We start from the raw sequence: 21,450 nt of genomic DNA, 5'->3' as shown, positions 1-21,450 counted from the left end.
ACGCCGGTTAATCCGGCGTTTTTTTTGACGCCCACTAAAGAGAATACAATTTGAATTACCAAATGATTACCACGGACGATGCGCTGGCTTCTTTGTGTGAAGCCGTCCGTGCCTTTCCGGCGATAGCCCTGGATACTGAATTTGTTCGTACGCGCACTTATTACCCGCAGCTGGGGTTGATTCAACTTTTCGATGGCGAGCATCTGGCGCTAATCGATCCGCTCGGGATCACCGACTGGTCACCGCTGAAAGCGATCCTGCGTGATCCGTCCATTACCAAATTTCTCCATGCGGGCAGTGAGGATCTGGAAGTGTTCCTCAATGTCTTTGGCGAATTACCACAACCCCTGATTGACACGCAAATCCTCGCTGCTTTCTGCGGACGCCCGATGTCGTGGGGATTTGCTTCCATGGTGGAAGAGTACACCGGCGTTACGCTCGACAAGAGTGAATCGCGCACCGACTGGGTGGCAAGACCGCTAACCGAACGTCAATGCGAATACGCGGCAGCGGACGTCTGGTATTTGTTACCGATCACCGCAAAGCTAATGGTAGAAACGGAAGCCTCTGGCTGGTTACCTGCGGCGCTGGATGAGTGCCGCCTGATGCAAATGCGTCGTCAGGAAGTCGTTGCGCCGGAAGATGCATGGCGTGATATCACCAATGCCTGGCAATTACGTACACGCCAACTGGCCTGTCTGCAACTGTTAGCCGACTGGCGCCTGCGTAAGGCGCGGGAGCGCGATCTGGCGGTGAACTTTGTCGTGCGTGAAGAGCATTTGTGGTCGGTTGCGCGTTATATGCCGGGGAGTCTGGGCGAGCTGGACAGCCTGGGTTTATCCGGTAGCGAAATCCGCTTCCACGGTAAAACGCTGCTGGCGTTGGTGGAAAAAGCGCAGGCATTGCCGGAAGAGGCGTTACCGCAGCCAATGTCAAACCTGATGGACATGCCCGGTTATCGCAAGGCGTTTAAAGCGATTAAGTCGCTGATCACTGACGTGAGCGAAACGCACAAGATCAGCGCCGAGTTGCTGGCATCGCGTCGGCAAATCAACCAACTGCTGAACTGGCACTGGAAACTGAAACCGCAGAACAATTTGCCCGAGCTGATTTCCGGCTGGCGCGGTGAGCTGATGGCAGAAGCATTGCACAATTTATTGCAGGAATATCCGCAGTAAAACCTTCCTGAGCCGGACAGGGTGCGTCCGGCTTCAGACAAACTACAAATCTAACACCAGGCGTTTACCCTTCGCGCGTGAACAACAGATCAACATACTTTGCTGGCTGGCGCGTTCTTCATCGCTAAAATACTGGTCCCGATGGTCAGCTTCACCTTCAAGAATCGCCGTTTCGCAGGTCCCACATACCCCTTCACGACATAAACATTCCACTTTCGCTGCTTTATTATTTTCAATAACCTGCAAAATAGTCATCTCTTCCGGCACCACAAACTCTTTACCGGAACGCGCGAGTACCAGTGTAAACGCATCGCCGGTTTTGTCTTCAATAGCAAACTGCTCAAAGTGCAGCGTATCGGCGGCGATGTCCAGACGGGCAGCTTCACTTCTTACCGCTTCATTTAGCGCCTCGGGGCCACAGGTATAAACGTGTGTGCCAGGTTCGATATCCGCCAATAATCGCGCTAATTCAAGCCGCGTTCCGGTCGATGAGTGATGCAAATGGATTTTCTCAGCCTGCGGATGTTGGACTAGCTCATCACGAAATGCGCAACTTTCTGGATTTCGCGAGCAGTAATGTAGCTGCCAGTCGACGTCGCTGTGTTGTAACTCTGCCATGTGCGACAGGAAAGGGGTGATACCAATACCGCCCGCGATGAACAGATGCTTTCTGGCCGAGGGAATTAGCGCAAACAGGTTATTAGGCGTTGAAATGGTTAACCGATCGCCCACTTTTACCTGCTGATGTAAAAAGCGTGAACCGCCGCGCGAGTTTTCTTCCAGTCGAACGGCAATCTGATAATGAGTTGTATCGAGCGGCGAACTCAGTAGTGAATACGCATTGCTGTACTGGTTATCACCATCGCTCATCTGCACAATGACGTGACTTCCACCGTTGAACGCAGGCAGCGGTTTGCCATCGGTTGTCACCAGCGTGAAGCGTTTCACCTGTTCGGTAAGCGGTTCAACCTGGCTTACCTGTACTTCAAACATTTGATAGTCTGACATTGCTGTACTCCATCAAAAATCAGCCCGGCGGCGGAAAATACCGCCGCCGATGTCATTAGTCCTTAAACACCTGCGCCAGCAGATTATGGAAATGGGCGATACCGTGTTCGGAAATTCCGCTACCGCTACTGTCGGCCATGATGCGCCCCTGACCACGATAGCCACGCGATTTCAGCCCTTTCTGTACGCTTTCAACCAGACGTAAATCCTCCGGACGGAATACATCGCGATACCACTCAATCAGCGATTTTTGCTCGTCGGTCAACTCTTCATTGGTGAAGTAAATATCGTAGTTTTGCAGGGTAGTTTCAGAATCCACCGGGAATTCATAAATGACTGTCATCATCCCTTTGATCGGCGTGACGTTCAGCATCGTGCACGGCCACAGCCAGAAACCGTGGAATGCCGCATCCGTACCCTCTTCAAATTTAAACGACTGTTCGGACGGTTTGGCGAAACCGTATTGCAGCGTCCAGTTACCGTGCATGGTGTGCCAGTAACGATCAACCTGAACGGAGTCGGAGAAACCTGGATGCGCCGGACCACAGTGATAGCACTCGAGATAGTTATCGACAATGTTCTTCCAGTTGGCAGGCGTGCGGGTGGTAAAGCGGGCCGCCAGTTTCAGGTCGTGGACTTCCGGGCAGGCTTCCAGCACTTTCGCTCCCAGACCGGGTAACTGATCTTCAACGCTGGTGGCGTTGGGGTCCATGTTGATGAAGACGAATCCGGCATATTCTTCCAGACGCACCGGGACCAGTTGCGCTTTGTCGCTGTCGAAATTAGCGACGTTTTCACAGTTACGTGCGTGGGCCAGGTTGCCATCGAGTTTGAATGCCCATGCGTGATACGGACAGGTAATCACATTTTTTGCTTTTCCTTCACCGCTCAACAACTGATGACCACGGTGCGGACACACGTTATAGAACGCGCGCAAAACCTTATCACGACCGCGTACCAGAACAATGCTTTCGCCAATGATCTCACGCGTCACGTAATCATTCGCATTCGCCAGTTCGCTACTGTGAGCGACGCAAATCCAGCTTTTGGCGAAGACGTTTTCTTTTTCGTGTTCAAAGGCGCTCTGATCGGTATAAAAACGGGCAGGAATGGTCCACGCCTCCTGCGGGTTAGCGCAAAAATTTTCGGGTAGTACAAAGTCAGGGCTCAGATTGCTCATAGGGATACCTTTATCGTTAGGATGATGGCGTTCAGTTGTCGCCTTTGAATACCGTTCCTGCCGGGATCAGCGGATCTTTTTCCGATGCTTCTACCGGTGTCTGCGGGAGATAATGTTCAACTTGATGAGCCGGAATGTCGGCGTAATCCTGTTTCAGCCAGCGAAGAAATCCGCCGACTTTCACCAGTAAAATGACGAGGAAGGGAAGGGCTGTGAGCACGACGGTGGTTTTCATTGTTTCCAGCGACGCGCCGGTGAACAGAATTGAAAGCGGGATCAGTGTGATCACCACGCACCAGAAAAGACGCAGCCCACGGTCAGGATCGTCACCTTCCTGGAGATTTCGCGTACTGGTCGCCGCCATGGTGTAGGCCACCGCATCCATATGCGAGGCAAGGAAAATAATCATCACGCCCAGGTATGCGGCGAGGAACAATTTACCGGCTGGCAACGACATCAGAACTTGTTGAACGGCAGTTTCACCGCCCAGTGTTTCCAGCACCTGTGGGACGTTGATTACGCCATTGATAAACTGATGAATGGCATAGCTTTCCATTACACCGAAGAAGAACCAGCAACCGACGGTGCTGCCGAGGATCAAGCCCCAGATAACTTCTTTAATCTTACGACCGCGCGAAACGCGGGTGACAAACATTGCCACACCGGGCGTGTATGAGATCCACCACAGCCAGTAGAAAACGGTCCAGTTGCGGGTAAATGAACCATCGCCAAGCGGATCGGTAAATAAGCTCATTTGCAGGAAGTTTTGCGTGGTCAGGCCGATGGCATTGATGATGCTGTTGGTAATAAATTCGGTTGGGCCGACAATCAGAACCAGCAATGGCAGCAGGAAGGCGCCCCAGCCAACCATTTTGCTCAGACGTTGCAAACCGTTGTTGATACCAATCCACGAGCTAAGGCAAAAAATGCCGCCGGAAAGCAGGATCACAAATGCCTGCACGGTGAAGTTATCCGGTAAACCGGTCAGCGCGGAAAGCCCACGGGTAAAGGTTGCGGCGGTGACGACCAGGGAAATGGTCAGTGCGCCGACAGTGGCGATCAGGAACATCAAATCGACCAGTTTTCCCCACGGACCTTGCGGGCGAACGCCGGTAATAGCAGCAGTAATGCCGGAAAGGCTCAGCCCTTTATTTTTCCGTACATGAAAGTGGTAAGCCATGATTAATGAGGCCAGCGTATAAGTTGCCCAGGCGCTGATGCCCCAATGGAAGAAGGAGTAGGGAACGCTAAATTCGAGTGCCTGTTGTGAACGCGGCGCGATATTTAAACCAGGCGTTTGATAATAATAGGCCCACTCAGCAACCCCCCAATAAAGCGTAGAAGAACCTAAACCGGCACAAATAAACATAAACAGCCAGGAGAGCGTGCTGTATTCCGGTTTTCCTTCGCCAAGACGAATATTGCCGTATTTACTGGTGGCTAAATAAATCACCAGTCCCATTGCCAGCAAAACCAATACCTGTACGGCGGAACCTAACGTACGCGTGACAAATGTGAATATTGCGTTGGCCGCGTCGGCCGATTGTTGTGGGAAAAGGCTTAATGCAGCTGCGATGAAAAGAATGGCCACCAGACTGATGCTTATCAGCGGCACATCTTTTTTCTTAACATTGCTCATCATGAGTCATCTCCTGGGCATAAAAGCCCGTCTCTGGCTTTTGCCAGTTGTAATTATGTGCAGGGTAATGAATTGCATGTTGTGTTTAACAAATTGATTATTTGCATGTTACATAAATTAAACAATTAAGAATACGGAAAGCCATAAAACACGAAACGGAAACAATAAAAGGTGAAATGACGCAGGTTATTTACTGAAGAGAATGAATAAAAAAACCGCGTCAGTGACGCGGTTCAAATAAACTGGTTTGACCTTAACGCAAAATAATTTTGCAAATCGCGTCGGCAACCTGTGGCGTGGTGGCATTGCCTTTCATATCGGGTGTTTTCGGCCCGTGAGCAATCACTTCTTCAATCGCTGCCAGAATACCGTTATGCGCTTGCTGGAAACGCTCATCGCCATTGCCGAGGAAATCGAGCATCATTGCACCGGCCCAAATCGTGGCGATAGGGTTAGCAATATTTTTCCCGTAGATATCCGGCGCGGAACCGTGGACAGGCTCGAAGAGCGACGGGAAAGTACGTTCCGGATTCAGGTTGGCGGATGGGGCAATGCCGATGGTGCCGGTGCAGGCCGGGCCAAGGTCGGAAAGGATATCGCCAAACAAATTGGATGCCACCACCACGTCAAAACGTTCTGGTAGCATCACAAAGCGCGCGCAGAGAATATCAATATGCTGCTTGTCCCAGCGGATCGCCGGGTAATTTTCTGCCATTGCTTCCACGCGTTCGTCCCAGTACGGCATGCTGATGGCTAAACCGTTCGATTTAGTGGCAGAAGTTAGCGTCTTACGTGGGCGGCTTTGTGCAAGTTCAAAGGCATAACGCAAAATACGGTCGACGCCACGGCGGGTAAATACCGATTCCTGGATGACAACCTCATGCTCCGTTCCTTCGTTTAGCCGTCCACCCAGAGACGAGTATTCGCCTTCCGTGTTCTCGCGCACTACGTAAAAATCGATATCGCCAGGCTGTTTCCCCGCCAGTGGGCAAGGTACGCCAGGAAAGAGGCGGACCGGACGCAGGTTAACGTATTGGTCAAATTCACGGCGAAATTTCAGCAGCGATCCCCATAACGAAATATGGTCCGGAACGGTATCCGGCCAGCCGACGGCACCAAAGTAGATAGCGTCGAAACTGCTGAGTTGTTCATGCCAGTCGTCCGGCATCATTTTGCCGTGATGGCTGTAATATTCGCAACTTGCCCACTCCATCTGCTCAAAGCTTAAGGCAAAGCCCCAGCGTTCAGCGGCAGCCTGTAACACACGAATCCCTTCAGGAAGGACTTCTTTGCCGATTCCATCCCCGGGTATTGCAGCGATCCGAAACGTTTTCATCATTGGGTTCTCACTTCCTGACCATCAAAATTGACAATACCCTCATCCTATAATTGACTGAAAAGGAATTAATCCCCGCAACTGGTGAAACATAAAACACGAATCATGAATAATTTACCGCTGCTGAACGATTTGCGCGTCTTTATGCTGGTGGCTCGCCGGGCTGGTTTTGCTGCTGTAGCAGAAGAAATGGGTGTTTCTCCGGCTTTCGTTAGCAAGCGTATCGCCTTACTGGAACAAACGCTGAACGTGGTGTTATTACACCGCACCACTCGTCGCGTGACGATCACCGAAGAAGGTGAGCGGATTTATGAGTGGGCGCAGCGCATATTGCAGGATGTCGGGCAGATGATGGATGAACTCTCCGACGTGCGCCTCGTGCCACAAGGGATGTTGCGTGTTATCAGTAGTTTTGGGTTTGGACGGCGAGTTGTAGCTCCGGCATTATCGGCGCTGGCAAAGGCTTATCCGCAACTGGAATTACGCTTTGACGTGGAAGACAGACTGGTCGACCTGGTCAATGAAGGCGTCGATCTCGATATTCGTATTGGTGATGACATTGCACCTAACTTAATCGCCCGCAAACTGGCGACCAATTACCGTATCCTCTGCGCGTCGCCGGAATTTATTGCACAACATGGTGCGCCGAAACATTTCACGGACCTTTCAGCGTTACCTTGTCTGGTTATAAAAGAGCGCGATCATCCTTTTGGCGTCTGGCAATTGCGCAATAAAGAAGGAAACCACGCCATTAAAGTCACTGGCCCGCTAGCGTCTAATCATGGTGAAATAGTGCATCAATGGTGTCTCGATGGTCAGGGTATTGCGCTGCGCTCCTGGTGGGATGTCAGCGAAAATATTGCCAGTGGCCATTTGGTGCAGGTACTACCGGAGTATTATCAGCCCGCGAATGTCTGGGCGGTGTATGTATCCAGGCTGGCAACATCAGCGAAGGTGCGGATAACGGTAGAGTTTTTACGCCAGTATTTTGCCGAGCACTACCCGAATTTTTCACTGGATCACGCCTGATTAATGATTCAATTATCGGGTTATTATCAGGTTAAAACCTGATTTTCTCCTTTCTAAGCCACTACAGATTGGTTAGCATATTCACCTTTAATCGCGCATTTCCCAAAGAAAATTAAAGAGGTTAACGTGTTCGCTGAATATGGGGTTCTGAATTACTGGACCTATCTGGTTGGGGCCATTTTTATCGTGCTGGTGCCTGGGCCGAATACTTTGTTTGTGCTTAAAAATAGCGTCAGCAGTGGAGTGAAAGGTGGTTATCTTGCAGCCTGCGGCGTATTTATTGGTGATGCGGTATTAATGTTTCTGGCGTGGGCAGGTGTGGCAACGTTGATTAAGACCACACCGATATTATTCAACATCGTACGTTATCTTGGCGCGTTTTATTTGCTCTATCTTGGGGGTAAAATTCTTTACGTCACCCTGAAGGGCAACAATAGCGAGGCCAAATCGGATGAACCGCAATATGGCGCTATTTTCAAGCGCGCCTTAATATTGAGCCTGACCAACCCGAAAGCTATTTTATTCTACGTGTCATTTTTCGTGCAATTTATCGACGTTAATGCGCCACATACGGGTATTTCGTTCTTTATTCTGGCGATGACACTTGAGATAGTTAGCTTCTGTTATTTGAGCTTCCTGATTATTTCCGGCGCCTTTGTCACGCAGTACATTCGCACTAAAAAGAAACTGGCAAAACTAGGCAACTCTCTGATTGGTTTGATGTTTGTCGGTTTTGCCGCTCGACTGGCGACGCTGCAATCTTAATGCTTTCCGCCCGCGATCCCGCGGGCTTCCCTCCTGAACGCTACCGCGACTGGACGTTGACACGGTGCTAAAAAGTAACCAATAAATGGTATTTAAAATGCAAATTATCAGGCGTACCCTGAAACGGCTGGAGTAAACGGTTTTCAGCGCATTTACCGAAGGAGGGAGAAGGATGCTACAAATCCCACAGAATTACATTCATACACGCTCAACACCTTTCTGGAATAAACAAACCGCACCTGCCGGAATATTCGAACGTCATCTTGATAAAGGAACTCGTCCCGGGGTTTACCCTCGATTGTCAGTTATGCATGGGGCGGTCAAATATCTCGGCTATGCTGATGAACACAGCACAGAACCTGATCAGGTGATCCTTATCGAAGCAGGGCAATTTGCGGTGTTCCCGCCGGAAAAATGGCACAACATTGAAGCCATGACTGACGATACTTATTTCAACATCGACTTCTTCGTTGCCCCTGAAGTCCTGATGGAAGGCGCAAAACAACGGAAAGTCATTCATACCGGGAGATGAATTATGGGCAAAGCAACGTATACCGTAACCGTCACCAATAACAGTAATGGTGTCTCTGTTGATTATGAAACAGAGACACCGATGACATTGCTGGTGCCAGAAGTTGCGGCGGAAGTGTTAAAAGATCTTGTTAACACGGTGCGCTCTTATGACACAGAAAACGAACATGATGTTTGTGGCTGGTAATTTTACCTGATAGAAAAATTCGCCATTTTATGCGCCATCGCAAAAAAAATATGCGTGATGCTCATCACAATTTTTACTTCTTTGATGTTGTGCTATGCTTTTTATTAGCGACCAACTCGCTAATACAAAACAGATAAGGAAGGATAAAATGGGCATTCTGTCATGGATTATTTTTGGGCTTATTGCTGGTATTCTGGCTAAGTGGATTATGCCAGGTAAAGATGGTGGTGGATTCTTCATGACTATCCTGTTGGGGATTGTCGGCGCCGTGGTCGGCGGATGGATCAGTACACTGTTTGGTTTTGGTAAAGTCGATGGCTTCAACTTTAGCAGCTTCGTGGTTGCGGTGATCGGTGCGCTTGTCGTGCTGTTTATCTACAGAAAAGTCAAAAGCTAACGCTGAAATAAAACAAAGGCTGCTTTTTCGCAGCCTTTGCTATTTTTACAGGTGCAGTGTTACCACCACCCTAGCTCGGTACCGAGGACGACAATAATCGCAACACCCATCATAATAATCGTTGTTTTTTTCATCTTTATGCTCCTGGGGCAGCATAGCCGCCAATAAAAAACCACGCTAAAAATACGACTGCCGTAATAAAGATTACGACAGGGAAAATAATACCGATTCGCATGTTATCACCAATCAAAAGGATGTGAATACGCCTCAGGAATCCAGAGCTGAATGCGCGACAAAAGGCTTTTTCTCTTTGTGTTTTTTCTCCTGGTACATTGCAATATCGGCGGCATGCAGGGCGCTGTCGGCATCAGTTGTTTCAGGATCCACTTCAATAATGCCGAGGCTGGCGCCAGGATAAAACAAGTCAACATCACCTAAGTGATATTCACCGCGTATTTGCTGCTGAATACGCTCACGCAATGACGGGATATCGGCATTTTCATCGGCCAGCGATGCGACCAAAAATTCATCACCGCCGAGACGACCAATAATCTCGCTATTCTGATGTAGTGTGTTAAGGCGCTGGCCAACCTGAATAAGAAACAGATCGCCGCTATTATGACCAAAACGGTCATTGATTAATTTGAAGTTATCCAGATCGATAAAGGCAATAATTGCTTTACGCTTCAGATGCCGCGCGAGAGAAAAAAGTGTCGTCAGATTATCAAAAATTGCCCTTCGATTCGGCAGTCCCGTCAAAGAGTCAGTATAGGATTGCGCAATCAACGCCGCATTAGCTTCACGCAATTGCTCAACCAGCGCCTCTTTTTGGATGTATTGTGTAATAAGCCCGGCGAATAACTGCAAAACTTGCTCCGCGCGTTCGCTCCACGGGCGTTTCTCGCTGCTGGCGGCGCAAAGCGTGCCGTAGAATGAGCCATCCGGTAAGTGAATCGGCGTGCTCAGAAATGTCGTGATCCCAAGATTGCGTGCCGCAATGCAGTCGCCCCAACGGTCAGGGACTTCATCGCTGAAAAAACAGTTCTCATCAATTGCGCGTTTGCACAATGAGTGATCCCAGGAAACGGTAAAATTCTCCGGGATGTGCATTTTCTGGCTATTACGGGCATACAAAATGTGTTGCAGGCGCGCGTCAATATCCACTTTTGTCAGATACGTCGACTCCATGTCGGTAACCATTTCTAGCATCTCCAGAAGTTGCCGGACCAGACTTTCCAGAGACTGTTCCGAGGCAAGTGACTGCGAGACGCGGGCAATGATCTGATCTGACACGAAAGAACTCCAGGTGGTGGTAGGCAAAATGCTGAATATTTAATCTTTGCAGGCATGATAAAACATCATCAACAAAGATGAAACCAGACGTAATATATTTTGAATGAATGTAAAAGAAATAGTGCTGCAAAACATAACGATACCGCGATACTCTAAAGAGTAGATAAACGAGTGAGATCACTATATGAAAATTATCCGTTTTGCTCTGCCTTGCCTGCTAGTCCTGGCGGGGTGTTCAACCGCCTCTCAACCCGATGCGCCTAAACCGCCACATGTTGGAATGGCTAATCCTGCATCGGTCTACTGCCAGCAAAAGGGAGGTGCGCTCATTCCGGTACAAACAGCGCAAGGGGTCAGCAACAATTGCAAACTACCGGGCGGTGAAACGATTGATGAATGGGCATTATGGCGGAGGGATCATCCGGCTGATAGAAAATAACAACCGGATGCCGGGCTGGAATCACAAACTGCGTAGCCAATCGGCCAGCACCAGTGCATGGTTTTGCGTGGTATTTTTTGCCGAATAGAGTAGGGTTAGTGTCTGCTGGCGGGCAATATCCGCCAGTCGTTTCCCTTCTTGCTCATGCTGCGCCAGTTCTGCAAGATATTGTTCGCGAAAGGTTTCAAAATCGATCACTTCGCTGTGAAAGGCTTTGCGTAGTTCTGTTGAAGGCGTGATGGTTTTGTCCCATTCATCAAGTGCTAAATCTGTTTTCTTGATACCACGCGGCCAGAGACGATCGACCAGTACGCGATAACCATCGCCTTGTTCAGCCGCATCATAGACGCGTTTACACTGAATATTCATCGTGTTTGTTCTCCCTTTCACGCAACATTGCCACGCCACTATAGCACTTTGTTTTTATGCTTATGGCGGCTACGGCAACAATTACTGCTTACCAATAATCAGCGAAACCAGGCCAGCAGCAATAAGCGGGCCGACGGGCACACCGCGAAAAAGCGCTACGCCTAAAACCGTACCCATCAGTAATCCGGCGACCAGTTGTGGTTGACTACCCATTAACGTGACGCCGCGTCCGCCAAGCCAGGAAACAATGACGCCTACGGCAATCGCGACTAATGATTTCCAGTTCAGAAACGAGTGAACAAGTGTTGACGGGGGCAGCGTCCCGCTGGCGATTGGGGCCATAACACCGATGGTGAGAATAATTATCCCGATGCTCAACCCTTGTTTTTCAATCCAGGGGAAAAAGGTGCTCAACGGTGTGACGCGGACAATGATCAACACCAGAATTGAAACGGCGACAGTGGTGTTGTGGCTGATGAAGCCCAGCGCAGCTAATCCGAGGAGGATTAACAAAGTGACATCAAACATCGTGGTTTCCTTGCCAAAAAATAATTACCCCCTGTACTTTACGCTTGCTGAGGGCAGGAATCAGACATTAATTACCCTTTTTGCATAAAAAATAGGGAGAATTGTCATCAAACTGCCATTTACGTACGCTAACAATAACGTGAAAACAGTTATCTCCAGGGGTAAAACCATGAACGATCAAATGTTCATTGAGACACTGATTATCACGTCATCGTTTTTTGCCATTGCAGTTGTGCTGGTACTGTCAGTTTTGCTACTTGAACGGACCAGCTAGTTATACAGTACGGCGAAAATGGACCAGCTCTGGTTGCGCAATACGTAAATAATCTGCGGTGTTAAGAATAACTGATTTATCCAGCATGCCCGCATTGAAGGCAATTTCATCGAATCGCTCGAAGAGTAGTGGGTCGGCGACCAGTTTGAGTTTGGGGTGAAAGCTGAAAGGTGGGATAGCGCCAAAAACGCAGCCCGTGAGTTCATCGACCTCTGCCGGGCTGGCAAGCGAGGCGCGTAACCCGCCAATGTGACTGGCGAGTTGGCTCAGATCGGCCTGTTGATCGGCAGGAAGTATCGCTAATACATGTTGATTAACGCCATTACCTTTGACTTTACACACCAGCGCCTTGGCGCCCTGGCCCAAAGCGGTGCCGCGAATTTCTGACACCGCTTCACATTTGCCCACTGCTTCGTGGGTGACGATGCGGAAGTTAGCGCCTTCTTGTGATAATAAAGCGATTAAGCGCTGATGCGTCACGCTTCCTTTAGCCACTTCAGTCATTTCACGCTCCTGGATTTATAACGAAACAACCACAGAAGATTATCATGAACTGCTGTTTTTGTTCTGTTTATTGACATACAGACGTTCATCGGAAGCTTTATAAGCATCATGGATCGTATCGGTTTCTTTCATCGCGTAAATACCGGAAGAGAAGCCGATCTCTTTCTGCGGCGCGATGTGTTGTAGGCGTTTTTCAATACGTTCAGGCAATTGCGCAGCAATTTGTGGCGTCGAATCGACCAGGATGATGCAAAATTCATCACCGCCGAGACGGATAGCATAATCACTTTTACGAATCGACTGTTTAATCGCCTGTGCTAATAAAGTAATCGCTAAATCACCTTCCTGATGACCCAGTGTGTCGTTAATTTGTTTTAACTTGTCCATGTCAATAGCAATGAACATGACTGCAGAACCTGCCTGAACCAGGCGTTGCAAGCGTTGCTGCAACTCAGGAGTCAATATTTTGCGGTTATACAATCCAGTCATTGCATCGCTAATATTTTCGCGAGTCACATTTTGGTACAAGCGGAAGTGCATGCGTACCATATTCAGTAATATCAATGCCGTCAGCAGCCAGAAGACAACGCTTTTCCATGAAGAAGTAATAAAGTAAAGAATATCAATGGATAATGTGACGCGAATTCCGCCAGGTAAGTCATGGACATAACTGACATACTGAAACAGATTGTCTTCACTCTGGTTGATAATAATGTCTCGGCCCGAATCTACATCGGTAAGCGTAACATTGAGAAAACGCCAGAGGAGAGGGCGGTCATGAGTGTAAAAGATATTCCGCAGATTGTTTTTATTGATATCCAGCAGCACAATCCCTTTAAGTTCACCCGCAAGATAAACCGGCGTCAGCAAGCTCATCACATTCTGTTTGGTACGCTGATCCTGGTAAATGCTCGATAACACGGTGCGACCAGTAAACACCTTTTCAATATCTTTACGGTTAATGCCAATGCTTCCTGATTGCAAAAACGACCAGTTATTCATGGCGAAGTATTCAACATTGACCGGCTCATAAAAATAGACATAGCGGTCATTGAGATCGAGATAATAGTGAAATTTCTCTTCGGCCATACCAAGACCGGAACCATAATCATCTTGATGGCGATTACCTTCCACCGCTTGATCAAATGCGGGTAATAGCGCCGCTGCTTCCACAATTGTGTCACAGTCATCGGATGCGCTCTGTAATGTCCCGCGCAAGCCAGAATAAGTATGGGCCGTCAGATTTAATCCATGAGTATTATTGGCCGATTCAAAAGCCTCGCAGATAGCACGTCGCTGTTCTGGCGACACCTCTGACTGCTCAGCAGCAAGTGCGCGCATGACATGTGCGGCAATACTCTGATTTTGATACTTATCATAGAGAAAGGAGGAATCCGCTTTCTGGACGATATAGCGCAAGTAGGCGCTCATCGCTCTGTCGCTGGCGACAAGTTCAAAAATAAGGAAGGAAGATGTCAGCACAATGACACTTGCGGCGATAAAATGCCGGAGCATTCTATGGTGCAATTTCATGATAAATGGCACTCCTTCGGTTAGTGAAATGAGAAAACCAGTTAAAGTTCGATTGCGGCCTGGCACAGGGGCGCTAATTATACTCATCTCTGTGCCGTTGGGGAGGAGAAATTTAGTGGTATTAGATATTAATTGTATGCAAAAGCCACGCAAAAAGCATGGCTGTGAATATTTTTGCACTCAAAGACGATGAATAATCACTTTGTTGCCTCCCTCGCTTTTCGCCTCACGTAAGGCTTTATCTGCTTCTGTCATGACAAGTGAAAGATTGTGCGTATCTCCGGTGGAAAAAACACTGCCAATGCTGATAGTCATTGGTTCAGGAACAGCATACCTGTTACTAAAGCCGGTCAGGAGTTCGACATTTTTACGCACACGTTCAGCAATAATTTTTGCCTGGGCAGCATTGAGTTCGGTAAATAGCAGGCCAAATACTTCCCCCTCAAGACGGGCTAAAATGTCATCGGGGCGGATACTTTGCTGGATAATATCGACAATTGAAACCAGCACTTTATCACCCACATGATGCCCCCATTGGTCATTGATGCGTTTGAACTGGTTAATATCTACCAGCATGATACAAAAATCCTTCACAACAGGTTGCGACAATAATGACTCTACGCTGTTGAAAAAGTAACGGCGATTATAAATATTGGTCAACACATCATGAACCGCCAGTTTGCTGGAGAGTTGCAGTTCCTGAAAAATGTTATAAATCAGAAAAGCAACAACAAACAGTTTGCTGGAAACTTCAATACCACGACTGATGTACCAGATGGTGTAGTTATATTCATCCAGAGTCAGCAGAAGTAAGTTACAGCAGAGCGATGCCAGACATAATAACGCTATTGACGGCCAAAGTTCGCTGGTTAATCGTGTGCGCATGATAATAAAGAACAGTAAACATGCCCACAGACAAACCAAAATTTTTGTGTAGTTAATTCCCCAGCTCGCAGAATGGCTATCCGGACAGTAATCTACGACGTATAAGGAATAGTCAGGATTATAACTGCTCAGGTTGTGTGCCAGTAAGGGAAACAACATGAAAGGTATCAGCGCCAACAACAGGATGCAGGTTTTTTTCTTGTTGTTCGTTAGAATACTGTTTCTGTCATAACAGAAGAGAGCTAACGCTGTTAAGCAAATGAAACTTAGCTGGCGAAACAGATATAATATGGAAACATCATTTGATTTAGCCTGAATAAGTGTGCTGTCACTGATAGGTTTATGAATAATGACAATGGTTTCAGTTAAATAGAAAATACCACTTAAAAAAGCAAGGCTTAAAATGAGTGTTGGAAAAATTTCACGGTTAGTGAAATATTTCATTAGCATGAATAGAAAAATGACGGCGTTAAGGAAAAACAAAGCCACAACAACCATCAGGTAATTCATCTGCGGGATGAGTTTTACATTGGTGTTTTCGTTATATAAGGTGGTGATACAAAATAAAATCAATGTCAGTAGCAAACTGAAAATAAAAAAGCTTTGTGCTTTTAGCTTTTGTGTACACATAGAAATCATAAAAAGGAGAGCAGTGTGAGTGCTGATTTTATTGATGGTCGAGATATGTGGTTTTGATCATGATCAATTTTCGTTATTGCTAAAAAATAATTAAAGAATAACCCCGGGAAAATACGTGTTAATCAAATCATTTTTCCGAATGATTGTTTTCTGGAACTAAATTGTGTAAAGGTTGCGCTGTTATATTTAAAGCAATTGTAAGCTAACGTATATAATAAATTAAATAATTTACAGTAAGCTAAAAATCAGCCAGGTAATAATGACCTGGCTGATGGTACTAGTCTTTAGCAGTTGCGTTTTGCTTATGAAACAGTTCACGGAATACTGGATAAATATCATCCTGATCGCGGATATGCTGCATCGCAAAGTTTTCGAAAGTAGATTGCAGATGCTCATATTCTCGCCACAATGTCTGATGAGCACGACGAGTAATTTCGATATAGCTGTAATAACGAACAACTGGCAGTAATTTCTTCGCCAGAATCTCATGGCACAGCGGAGAATCATCAGCCCAGTTGTCGCCGTCCGATGCTTGTGCAGCATAGATATTCCACTGCGCCGGGTTATAACGCTCTTTTACCACATCATCCATCAGTTTCAGCGCGCTGGAAACAATGGTGCCGCCCGTTTCCTGTGAGTAGAAAAACTCATGTTCATCAACTTCTTTCGCCTGGGTATGATGGCGAATGTAAACGACTTCTACGTTCTTGTATGTTCTGCTCAGGAACAGATACAGAAGAATGTAAAAACGTTTGGCCATATCTTTGGTGGATTGATCCATCGAGCCAGAAACGTCCATCAGGCAGAACATTACTGCCTGGCTGGAGGGATCGGGCCGTTTCTCATAATTTTTGTAGCGTAAATCGAAAGTGTCGATGAAAGGAACACGTTCAATTTTAGCTCGCAGTTCGGCAATTTCTTTGCGTAAGCGTTCCTCTTCCAGCAGTTGCGCAGGTTCAGTATTGCTGATTATCGCTAAATCTTCTTCCAGCGCGTGCAGTTCCCGCCGCTTGCCCGCGGTCATCGCGGTACGTCGCGCCAGCGAATTTTGCAATGAGCGTACCACGCTAATATTGGCCGGAACGCCGTTAGCGGTATAACCCGCGCGATGCGTTTTAAATTCGGTCAACTGGCGTTGCTGGTTTTGTTTCAGATTTGGTAAAGCCAAATCTTCAAACAGCAGATCGAGATACTCATCTTTCGAAATCTGAAAGACGAATTCATCCTGACCTTCACCATCCTGGCTGGCCTGGCCCTGACCGCTACCAGAACCACCGCCGCCGCCTTGAGGCCGCTCAATACGGTCGTTCTGTACGAAATGGTCGTTGCCCGGATGAACGCGATGGCGCAAGCCGCCACGCCCCTGATGAAACATTGGTTCGCTGATATCTTCCGTTGGAATGGAAACAGACTCGCCGCTGTCGACATCGGTCACCGAACGCTTATTAATGGCCTCGGAGATCGACTGTTTAATTTGCGCTTTATAACGGCGTAAAAAACGCTGGCGATTCACCATGCTTTTATTTTTGCCGTTCAGACGCCGGTCAATAAACCAGGTCATATGCCCCCCGTACTGCATTTGCCAACTGTATGCTACGCCTGTGTTGCCGCCTGTCTGGCCCACGGTTCGCTGTCGTTGTAGGCCCGGCGCATGCGCACCGGGCCGTTGTTGTTAAGACGATTTACGTACGCGCAAATACCATTCGCACAGTAAACGTACCTGTTTACGGGTGTAGCCTTTTTCCATCATACGGTCGACAAAATCGTCGTGTTTCTTCTGCTCGTCGGTTGAGGTTTTGGCGTTAAACGAAATGACCGGCAACAACTCTTCGGTATTGGAGAACATTTTCTTCTCAATGACCGTGCGCAGTTTTTCGTAACTGGTCCAGTTCGGATTGCGTCCGCTGTTATTCGCTCTGGCACGCAGTACAAAGTTGACGATCTCGTTACGGAAATCTTTCGGATTGCTAATCCCCGCCGGTTTTTCTATTTTCTCCAGCTCGGCGTTCAGCGACTCGCGATCAAACAATTGACCAGTATCCGGGTCGCGATACTCCTGATCCTGAATCCAGAAATCCGCATAAGTGACATAACGGTCGAAAATGTTCTGCCCATATTCAGAATAGGATTCAAGGTAGGCCGTCTGGATCTCTTTGCCGATAAACTCGGCATATTTCGGGATCAGATAACCTTTCAGGAACTCCAGATAGCGTTCGGCCTGCTCTTGCGGGAACTGCTCGCGTTCAATCTGCTGTTCAAGAACGTAGAACAGATGAACCGGGTTAGCCGCAACTTCCACGTGATCGAAGTTGAACACGCGGGAGAGGATCTTAAACGCGAAACGCGTAGACAGACCGTTCATCCCTTCATCGACGCCCGCGTAATCACGATATTCCTGATATGACTTGGCTTTCGGGTCGGTATCTTTCAGGCTTTCGCCATCATAAACGCGCATCTTCGAATAAATACTGGAGTTTTCTGGCTCTTTCAGGCGCGAAAGAATGGAAAAACGTGACAATGTTTCCAGCGTGCCTGGCGCGCATGGCGCGTGAGTCAATTCACTATGATTAAGTAATTTCTCGTAGATTTTGATCTCTTCGGAAATACGCAAGCAATACGGCACCTTCACGATATAGACACGGTCGAGGAAGGCTTCGTTGTTTTTATTATTACGGAAAGTCACCCATTCAGATTCGTTCGAGTGGGCGAGAATAATCCCGTTGAACGGCAGGGCGGAGATACCTTCCGTCCCGTTGTAGTTACCTTCCTGAGTGGCGGTTAACAGGGGATGCAGCACTTTAATCGGTGCTTTGAACATCTCAACAAATTCCATGATCCCCTGGTTGGCGCGGCACAGCGCCCCGGAATAGCCGTAGGCATCCGGATCGTTCTGGGCGTGGTGTTCGAGTTTACGAATATCCACTTTCCCCACCAGCGCGGAAATATCCTGGTTGTTCTCATCGCCCGGTTCCGTTTTGGCAATGGCAATCTGTTGCAGAATAGACGGCCACACTTTGACCACGCGGAATTTAGTGATGTCGCCACCAAATTCATGCAGACGTTTTGCCGCCCACGGCGACATAATGGTGCCAAGGTAGCGGCGTGGAATGCCGTACTCTTTTTCAAGGATCTGCGCATCTTCCTGTGGATTGAACAGGCAGAACGGATGATCGTTAACCGGGCTTCGCTCACCGTTGGCGCTCAATACGTAAATAGGCACGCGTTGCATTAATGATTTCAGTCGTTCAGCAAGTGACGACTTACCCCCACCCACAGGCCCCAGCAGATACAGGATTTGTTTCTTCTCTTCCAGCCCCTGAGCCGCGTGTTTCAGATAAGAGACAATCTGTTCAATCGCGTCTTCCATGCCGTAAAACTCTTCAAATGCCGGATAACGTGCGATGACCCGGTTAGAAAAGAGTCGAGAAAGTCTGGGCTCCTGGGCTGTATCGACCATGACAGGCTCACCAATAGCCATCAATAGCCGCTCTGCCGCGTTGGCATAAGCACTGCGATCTTGCCGACAAATGGTAAGAAACTCCTGCAGTGTGAACTCTTCGTCCTTGGCAGCTTCATATCGCTGGTGATAGTGATCGAATATATTCATGGTATGCCGTCCTTTCGTTTTTTAGCACAGGTTAAGAGCCGTTCATATGAATAGTAGAGGCTCCCGGAAGAGGTAAACTGAACGACGTCTCTTGCTAAAACACAGCAACTCTCATGCCATCCTGCCGACCATGAGAACAACGTGCCCGGTGATACACCTTCAAAATTAAGCGTAGATGGCAATTGAGAAACTTGCCTGCACGGCTTTCTGAATTTCAATGGCATATCAACAACTCATCCATAAAAATTGCATAACTAATGTAAAGAATAATGCCGCCAGAAACGCAGAATTCATTCAGCTGTAAGCACTGCGTCATCAGCGTCAGGAAAATTAAACAGTTACCTTTTGAAATGAAAACGTAAAAAGTTTGGGTTTCGTTGTATTGACGGGTAAACTTTGTCGCCCGCTAAACATTTGTTTAAGGAATAATTAATTGTGACCAAACTCAAACTTCTGGCACTTGGAGTGCTTATCGCAACGTCTGCAGGCGTAGCACACGCTGAAGGTAATTTTTCCCTGGGCGCAGGCGTAGGTGTCGTTGAACACCCTTATAAAGATTACGATACCGATGTTTACCCAGTACCAGTAATCAACTACGAAGGCGATAACTTCTGGTTCCGTGGCTTAGGTGGTGGTTACTACCTGTGGAATGATGCAACGGATAAACTCTCAATTACCGCTTACTGGTCGCCGCTCTACTTCAAAGCCAAAGACAGTGGCGATCACCAAATGCGTCACCTGGATGACCGTAAGAGCACCATGATGGCAGGTCTGTCTTACGCTCACTTTACCCAGTATGGTTACCTGCGTACCACCCTGGCTGGCGATACCCTGGATAACAGCAACGGCATTGTCTGGGATATGGCCTGGTTGTATCGTTACACCAATGGCGGCCTGACTGTGACCCCGGGTATCGGTGTGCAGTGGAACAGCGAAAACCAGAACGAATACTATTATGGCGTATCGCGTAAAGAGTCCGCTCGCAGCGGTCTGCGTGGCTATAACCCGAATGACAGCTGGAGCCCGTATCTGGAGCTGAGTGCCAGCTACAACTTCCTCGGCGACTGGAACGTTTATGGCTCCGCGCGCTATACCCGCCTGTCTGACGAAGTTACTGACAGCCCGATGGTGGATAAATCCTGGACTGGCCTGATTTCTACCGGGATCACCTACAAATTCTGATAATGCATCTTTCCAGGGCATTTTGTGCATAAAAACAGGGCGTAATGCCCTGTTTTGCATTACGGTGGTGCAAAACTGGGAGGAAGCGATGCAACAGAAAACGATTCAATTTAGTGGCGATGTCTCACTGCCAGCCATAGGGCAGGGAACATGGTATATGGGCGAAGAGGTCAGCCAGCGTAAAATCGAAGTTGATGCACTGCGTGCGGGCATTGATCTTGGTTTAACTCTCATTGATACCGCCGAAATGTATGCCGATGGCGGTGCCGAAAAGGTGGTTGGTGAAGCATTATCCGGCCTGCGTGATAAGGTTTTCCTCGTCTCCAAAGTCTATCCGTGGAATGCCGGCGGGCAAAAAGCCATTAACGCTTGCGAAGCCAGTTTACGTCGTCTCAATACCGATTATCTCGATCTCTACTTATTGCACTGGTCTGGCAGCTTCGCTTTTGAAGAGACTGTTGCGGCAATGGAAAAACTGATCGCCCAGGGCAAAATTCGTCGCTGGGGCGTTTCTAATCTTGATTATGCCGACATGCAGGAACTCTGGCAGGTGCCAGGGGGAAATCAGTGCGCTACCAATCAGGTGCTTTATCATCTCGGTTCGCGCGGTATTGAATATGATCTGCTACCCTGGTGTCAGCAACAACATATGCCAGTGATGGCATACAGTCCGTTGGCGCAGGCCGGGCGCTTACGTAATGGCTTGCTAAAAAACGCAGTGGTCAACGAAATAGCTCATGCTCACAATGCCACTGCCGCGCAAGTTTTGCTGGCGTGGGTGATCAGCCATCAGGGCGTGATGGCGATTCCGAAAGCGGCAACTGTCGCACATGTCCAACAAAATGCGGCAGTGTTGGAATTGACGCTTTCAGGAGAAGAACTGACGATGCTGGAAAAAGCGTACCCGGCACCAAAAGGAAAAACTGCACTGGATATGGTGTGATTTG

24 protein-coding genes are annotated in these 21,450 nt (G+C 48.1%); 10 read left to right on the top strand and 14 right to left on the bottom strand.

Features of this window, described 5'->3' with window-relative positions:
• The first annotated feature begins 62 nt into the window (after positions 1 to 62).
• Positions 63 to 1,178, top strand: a complete 1,116-nt coding sequence (gene rnd / locus D9597_RS16505; RefSeq protein ID WP_130223491.1) for a ribonuclease D — start codon at positions 63 to 65, stop codon at positions 1,176 to 1,178.
• 42 nt (positions 1,179 to 1,220) lie between these two features.
• On the opposite strand, the gene yeaX is transcribed toward rnd, so the two are convergent.
• From yeaX to dmlA, 4 genes are all read right to left on the bottom strand, one after another.
• Positions 1,221 to 2,186, bottom strand: coding sequence for a carnitine monooxygenase reductase subunit YeaX (gene yeaX, locus D9597_RS16500; RefSeq protein ID WP_130223489.1), 966 nt, complete (start codon positions 2,184 to 2,186; stop codon positions 1,221 to 1,223).
• Between the two features lie 55 nt (positions 2,187 to 2,241).
• Positions 2,242 to 3,366, bottom strand: a complete 1,125-nt coding sequence (gene yeaW, locus D9597_RS16495) for a carnitine monooxygenase, oxygenase subunit YeaW (RefSeq protein WP_130208412.1) — start codon at positions 3,364 to 3,366, stop codon at positions 2,242 to 2,244.
• A gap of 31 nt (positions 3,367 to 3,397) precedes the next feature.
• On the bottom strand, positions 3,398 to 5,008 hold the full coding sequence (gene yeaV / locus D9597_RS16490) for a BCCT family transporter YeaV (protein WP_130223487.1): 1,611 nt from the start codon (positions 5,006 to 5,008) through the stop codon (positions 3,398 to 3,400).
• Between the two features lie 250 nt (positions 5,009 to 5,258).
• Positions 5,259 to 6,344, bottom strand: a complete 1,086-nt coding sequence (gene dmlA / locus D9597_RS16485; RefSeq protein WP_130223485.1) for a multifunctional D-malate/3-isopropylmalate/tartarate dehydrogenase — start codon at positions 6,342 to 6,344, stop codon at positions 5,259 to 5,261.
• A 102-nt stretch (positions 6,345 to 6,446) separates the two neighbouring features.
• On the opposite strand from dmlA, the gene dmlR reads away from it, so the two are divergent.
• The 5 genes from dmlR to D9597_RS16460 all read left to right on the top strand — a co-directional run bounded on the left by dmlR (position 6,447) and on the right by D9597_RS16460 (position 9,250).
• Positions 6,447 to 7,370 carry a DNA-binding transcriptional regulator DmlR gene (gene dmlR / locus D9597_RS16480; protein ID WP_130223483.1) on the top strand — a complete coding sequence of 308 codons (924 nt, stop codon included), beginning with the start codon at positions 6,447 to 6,449 and terminating at the stop codon, positions 7,368 to 7,370.
• A 126-nt stretch (positions 7,371 to 7,496) separates the two neighbouring features.
• Entirely contained in the window at positions 7,497 to 8,135 is a 639-nt protein-coding gene (leuE, locus tag D9597_RS16475; protein ID WP_130223481.1) for a leucine efflux protein LeuE, read from the top strand.
• Between the two features lie 181 nt (positions 8,136 to 8,316).
• Positions 8,317 to 8,667, top strand: a complete 351-nt coding sequence (gene yeaR, locus D9597_RS16470; protein WP_240725503.1) for a DUF1971 domain-containing protein YeaR — start codon at positions 8,317 to 8,319, stop codon at positions 8,665 to 8,667.
• Positions 8,668 to 8,670: 3 nt separating this feature from the next.
• Positions 8,671 to 8,853, top strand: a complete 183-nt coding sequence (locus tag D9597_RS16465; protein ID WP_064529220.1) for a DUF1869 domain-containing protein — start codon at positions 8,671 to 8,673, stop codon at positions 8,851 to 8,853.
• Between the two features lie 148 nt (positions 8,854 to 9,001).
• Positions 9,002 to 9,250: a GlsB/YeaQ/YmgE family stress response membrane protein gene (locus D9597_RS16460; protein ID WP_130223479.1), complete on the top strand. Its 249-nt coding sequence runs from the start codon at positions 9,002 to 9,004 to the stop codon at positions 9,248 to 9,250.
• Between the two features lie 59 nt (positions 9,251 to 9,309).
• Here the strand turns inward: D9597_RS16460 and yoaJ are convergent, their stop codons facing one another.
• From yoaJ to D9597_RS16445, 3 genes are read right to left on the bottom strand one after another with little or no spacing between them, the layout of a single operon-like run.
• A complete protein-coding gene (gene yoaJ, locus D9597_RS16455; RefSeq protein ID WP_001386836.1) occupies positions 9,310 to 9,384 on the bottom strand; it encodes a protein YoaJ in 75 nt (24 codons plus the stop codon).
• Positions 9,385 to 9,386: 2 nt separating this feature from the next.
• On the bottom strand, positions 9,387 to 9,485 hold the full coding sequence (locus tag D9597_RS16450; RefSeq protein ID WP_001219350.1) for a YoaK family small membrane protein: 99 nt from the start codon (positions 9,483 to 9,485) through the stop codon (positions 9,387 to 9,389).
• 32 nt (positions 9,486 to 9,517) lie between these two features.
• Positions 9,518 to 10,543, bottom strand: a complete 1,026-nt coding sequence (locus tag D9597_RS16445; RefSeq protein WP_130208400.1) for a sensor domain-containing diguanylate cyclase — start codon at positions 10,541 to 10,543, stop codon at positions 9,518 to 9,520.
• Between the two features lie 184 nt (positions 10,544 to 10,727).
• Between D9597_RS16445 and D9597_RS16440 the strand changes: the two genes are divergently transcribed.
• A complete protein-coding gene (locus D9597_RS16440; protein WP_130223477.1) occupies positions 10,728 to 10,982 on the top strand; it encodes a DUF333 domain-containing protein in 255 nt (84 codons plus the stop codon).
• A gap of 21 nt (positions 10,983 to 11,003) precedes the next feature.
• Here the strand turns inward: D9597_RS16440 and D9597_RS16435 are convergent, their stop codons facing one another.
• Together D9597_RS16435 and D9597_RS16430 are read right to left on the bottom strand one after the other, a co-directional pair.
• Entirely contained in the window at positions 11,004 to 11,351 is a 348-nt protein-coding gene (locus tag D9597_RS16435) for a DUF488 domain-containing protein (protein WP_130223475.1), read from the bottom strand.
• Between the two features lie 81 nt (positions 11,352 to 11,432).
• Positions 11,433 to 11,879 (bottom strand): DUF441 domain-containing protein, encoded by a 447-nt coding sequence (locus tag D9597_RS16430; protein WP_130223473.1) that lies wholly within the window; start codon positions 11,877 to 11,879, stop codon positions 11,433 to 11,435.
• A 169-nt stretch (positions 11,880 to 12,048) separates the two neighbouring features.
• Here D9597_RS16430 and yoaI point away from each other — a divergent pair, with 169 nt between their 5' ends.
• Complete coding sequence (gene yoaI, locus D9597_RS16425) at positions 12,049 to 12,153, top strand: small membrane protein YoaI (RefSeq protein ID WP_130218789.1); 105 nt, start codon at positions 12,049 to 12,051, stop codon at positions 12,151 to 12,153.
• On the opposite strand, the gene yeaK is transcribed toward yoaI, so the two are convergent.
• The 5 genes from yeaK to yeaG form a co-directional block, all read right to left on the bottom strand.
• Positions 12,154 to 12,657: a mischarged aminoacyl-tRNA deacylase gene (gene yeaK / locus D9597_RS16420; RefSeq protein ID WP_130218791.1), complete on the bottom strand. Its 504-nt coding sequence runs from the start codon at positions 12,655 to 12,657 to the stop codon at positions 12,154 to 12,156.
• Between the two features lie 42 nt (positions 12,658 to 12,699).
• A complete protein-coding gene (gene dgcJ / locus D9597_RS16415; RefSeq protein WP_130223694.1) occupies positions 12,700 to 14,190 on the bottom strand; it encodes a diguanylate cyclase DgcJ in 1,491 nt (496 codons plus the stop codon).
• Between the two features lie 180 nt (positions 14,191 to 14,370).
• Positions 14,371 to 15,714, bottom strand: coding sequence for a GGDEF domain-containing protein (locus D9597_RS16410; protein ID WP_130218793.1), 1,344 nt, complete (start codon positions 15,712 to 15,714; stop codon positions 14,371 to 14,373).
• A 277-nt stretch (positions 15,715 to 15,991) separates the two neighbouring features.
• Entirely contained in the window at positions 15,992 to 17,275 is a 1,284-nt protein-coding gene (locus D9597_RS16405; protein WP_064529212.1) for a YeaH/YhbH family protein, read from the bottom strand.
• A gap of 111 nt (positions 17,276 to 17,386) precedes the next feature.
• A complete protein-coding gene (gene yeaG, locus D9597_RS16400) occupies positions 17,387 to 19,321 on the bottom strand; it encodes a protein kinase YeaG (protein WP_130223471.1) in 1,935 nt (644 codons plus the stop codon).
• Between the two features lie 435 nt (positions 19,322 to 19,756).
• On the opposite strand from yeaG, the gene mipA reads away from it, so the two are divergent.
• Together mipA and D9597_RS16390 are read left to right on the top strand one after the other, a co-directional pair.
• Complete coding sequence (mipA, locus tag D9597_RS16395) at positions 19,757 to 20,503, top strand: scaffolding protein MipA (protein WP_130223469.1); 747 nt, start codon at positions 19,757 to 19,759, stop codon at positions 20,501 to 20,503.
• A gap of 88 nt (positions 20,504 to 20,591) precedes the next feature.
• Positions 20,592 to 21,446: an aldo/keto reductase gene (locus tag D9597_RS16390; protein ID WP_130223467.1), complete on the top strand. Its 855-nt coding sequence runs from the start codon at positions 20,592 to 20,594 to the stop codon at positions 21,444 to 21,446.
• The last annotated feature ends 4 nt before the right edge of the window (positions 21,447 to 21,450 follow it).

This window comes from Escherichia sp. E13S3 (assembly GCF_004212325.1).
In the GTDB taxonomy this organism is placed as follows: Bacteria; Pseudomonadota; Gammaproteobacteria; order Enterobacterales; family Enterobacteriaceae; genus Escherichia.
The sequence above is the reverse complement of the archived record's forward strand: the minus strand, read 5'-3'. Positions and strand labels throughout refer to the sequence as shown.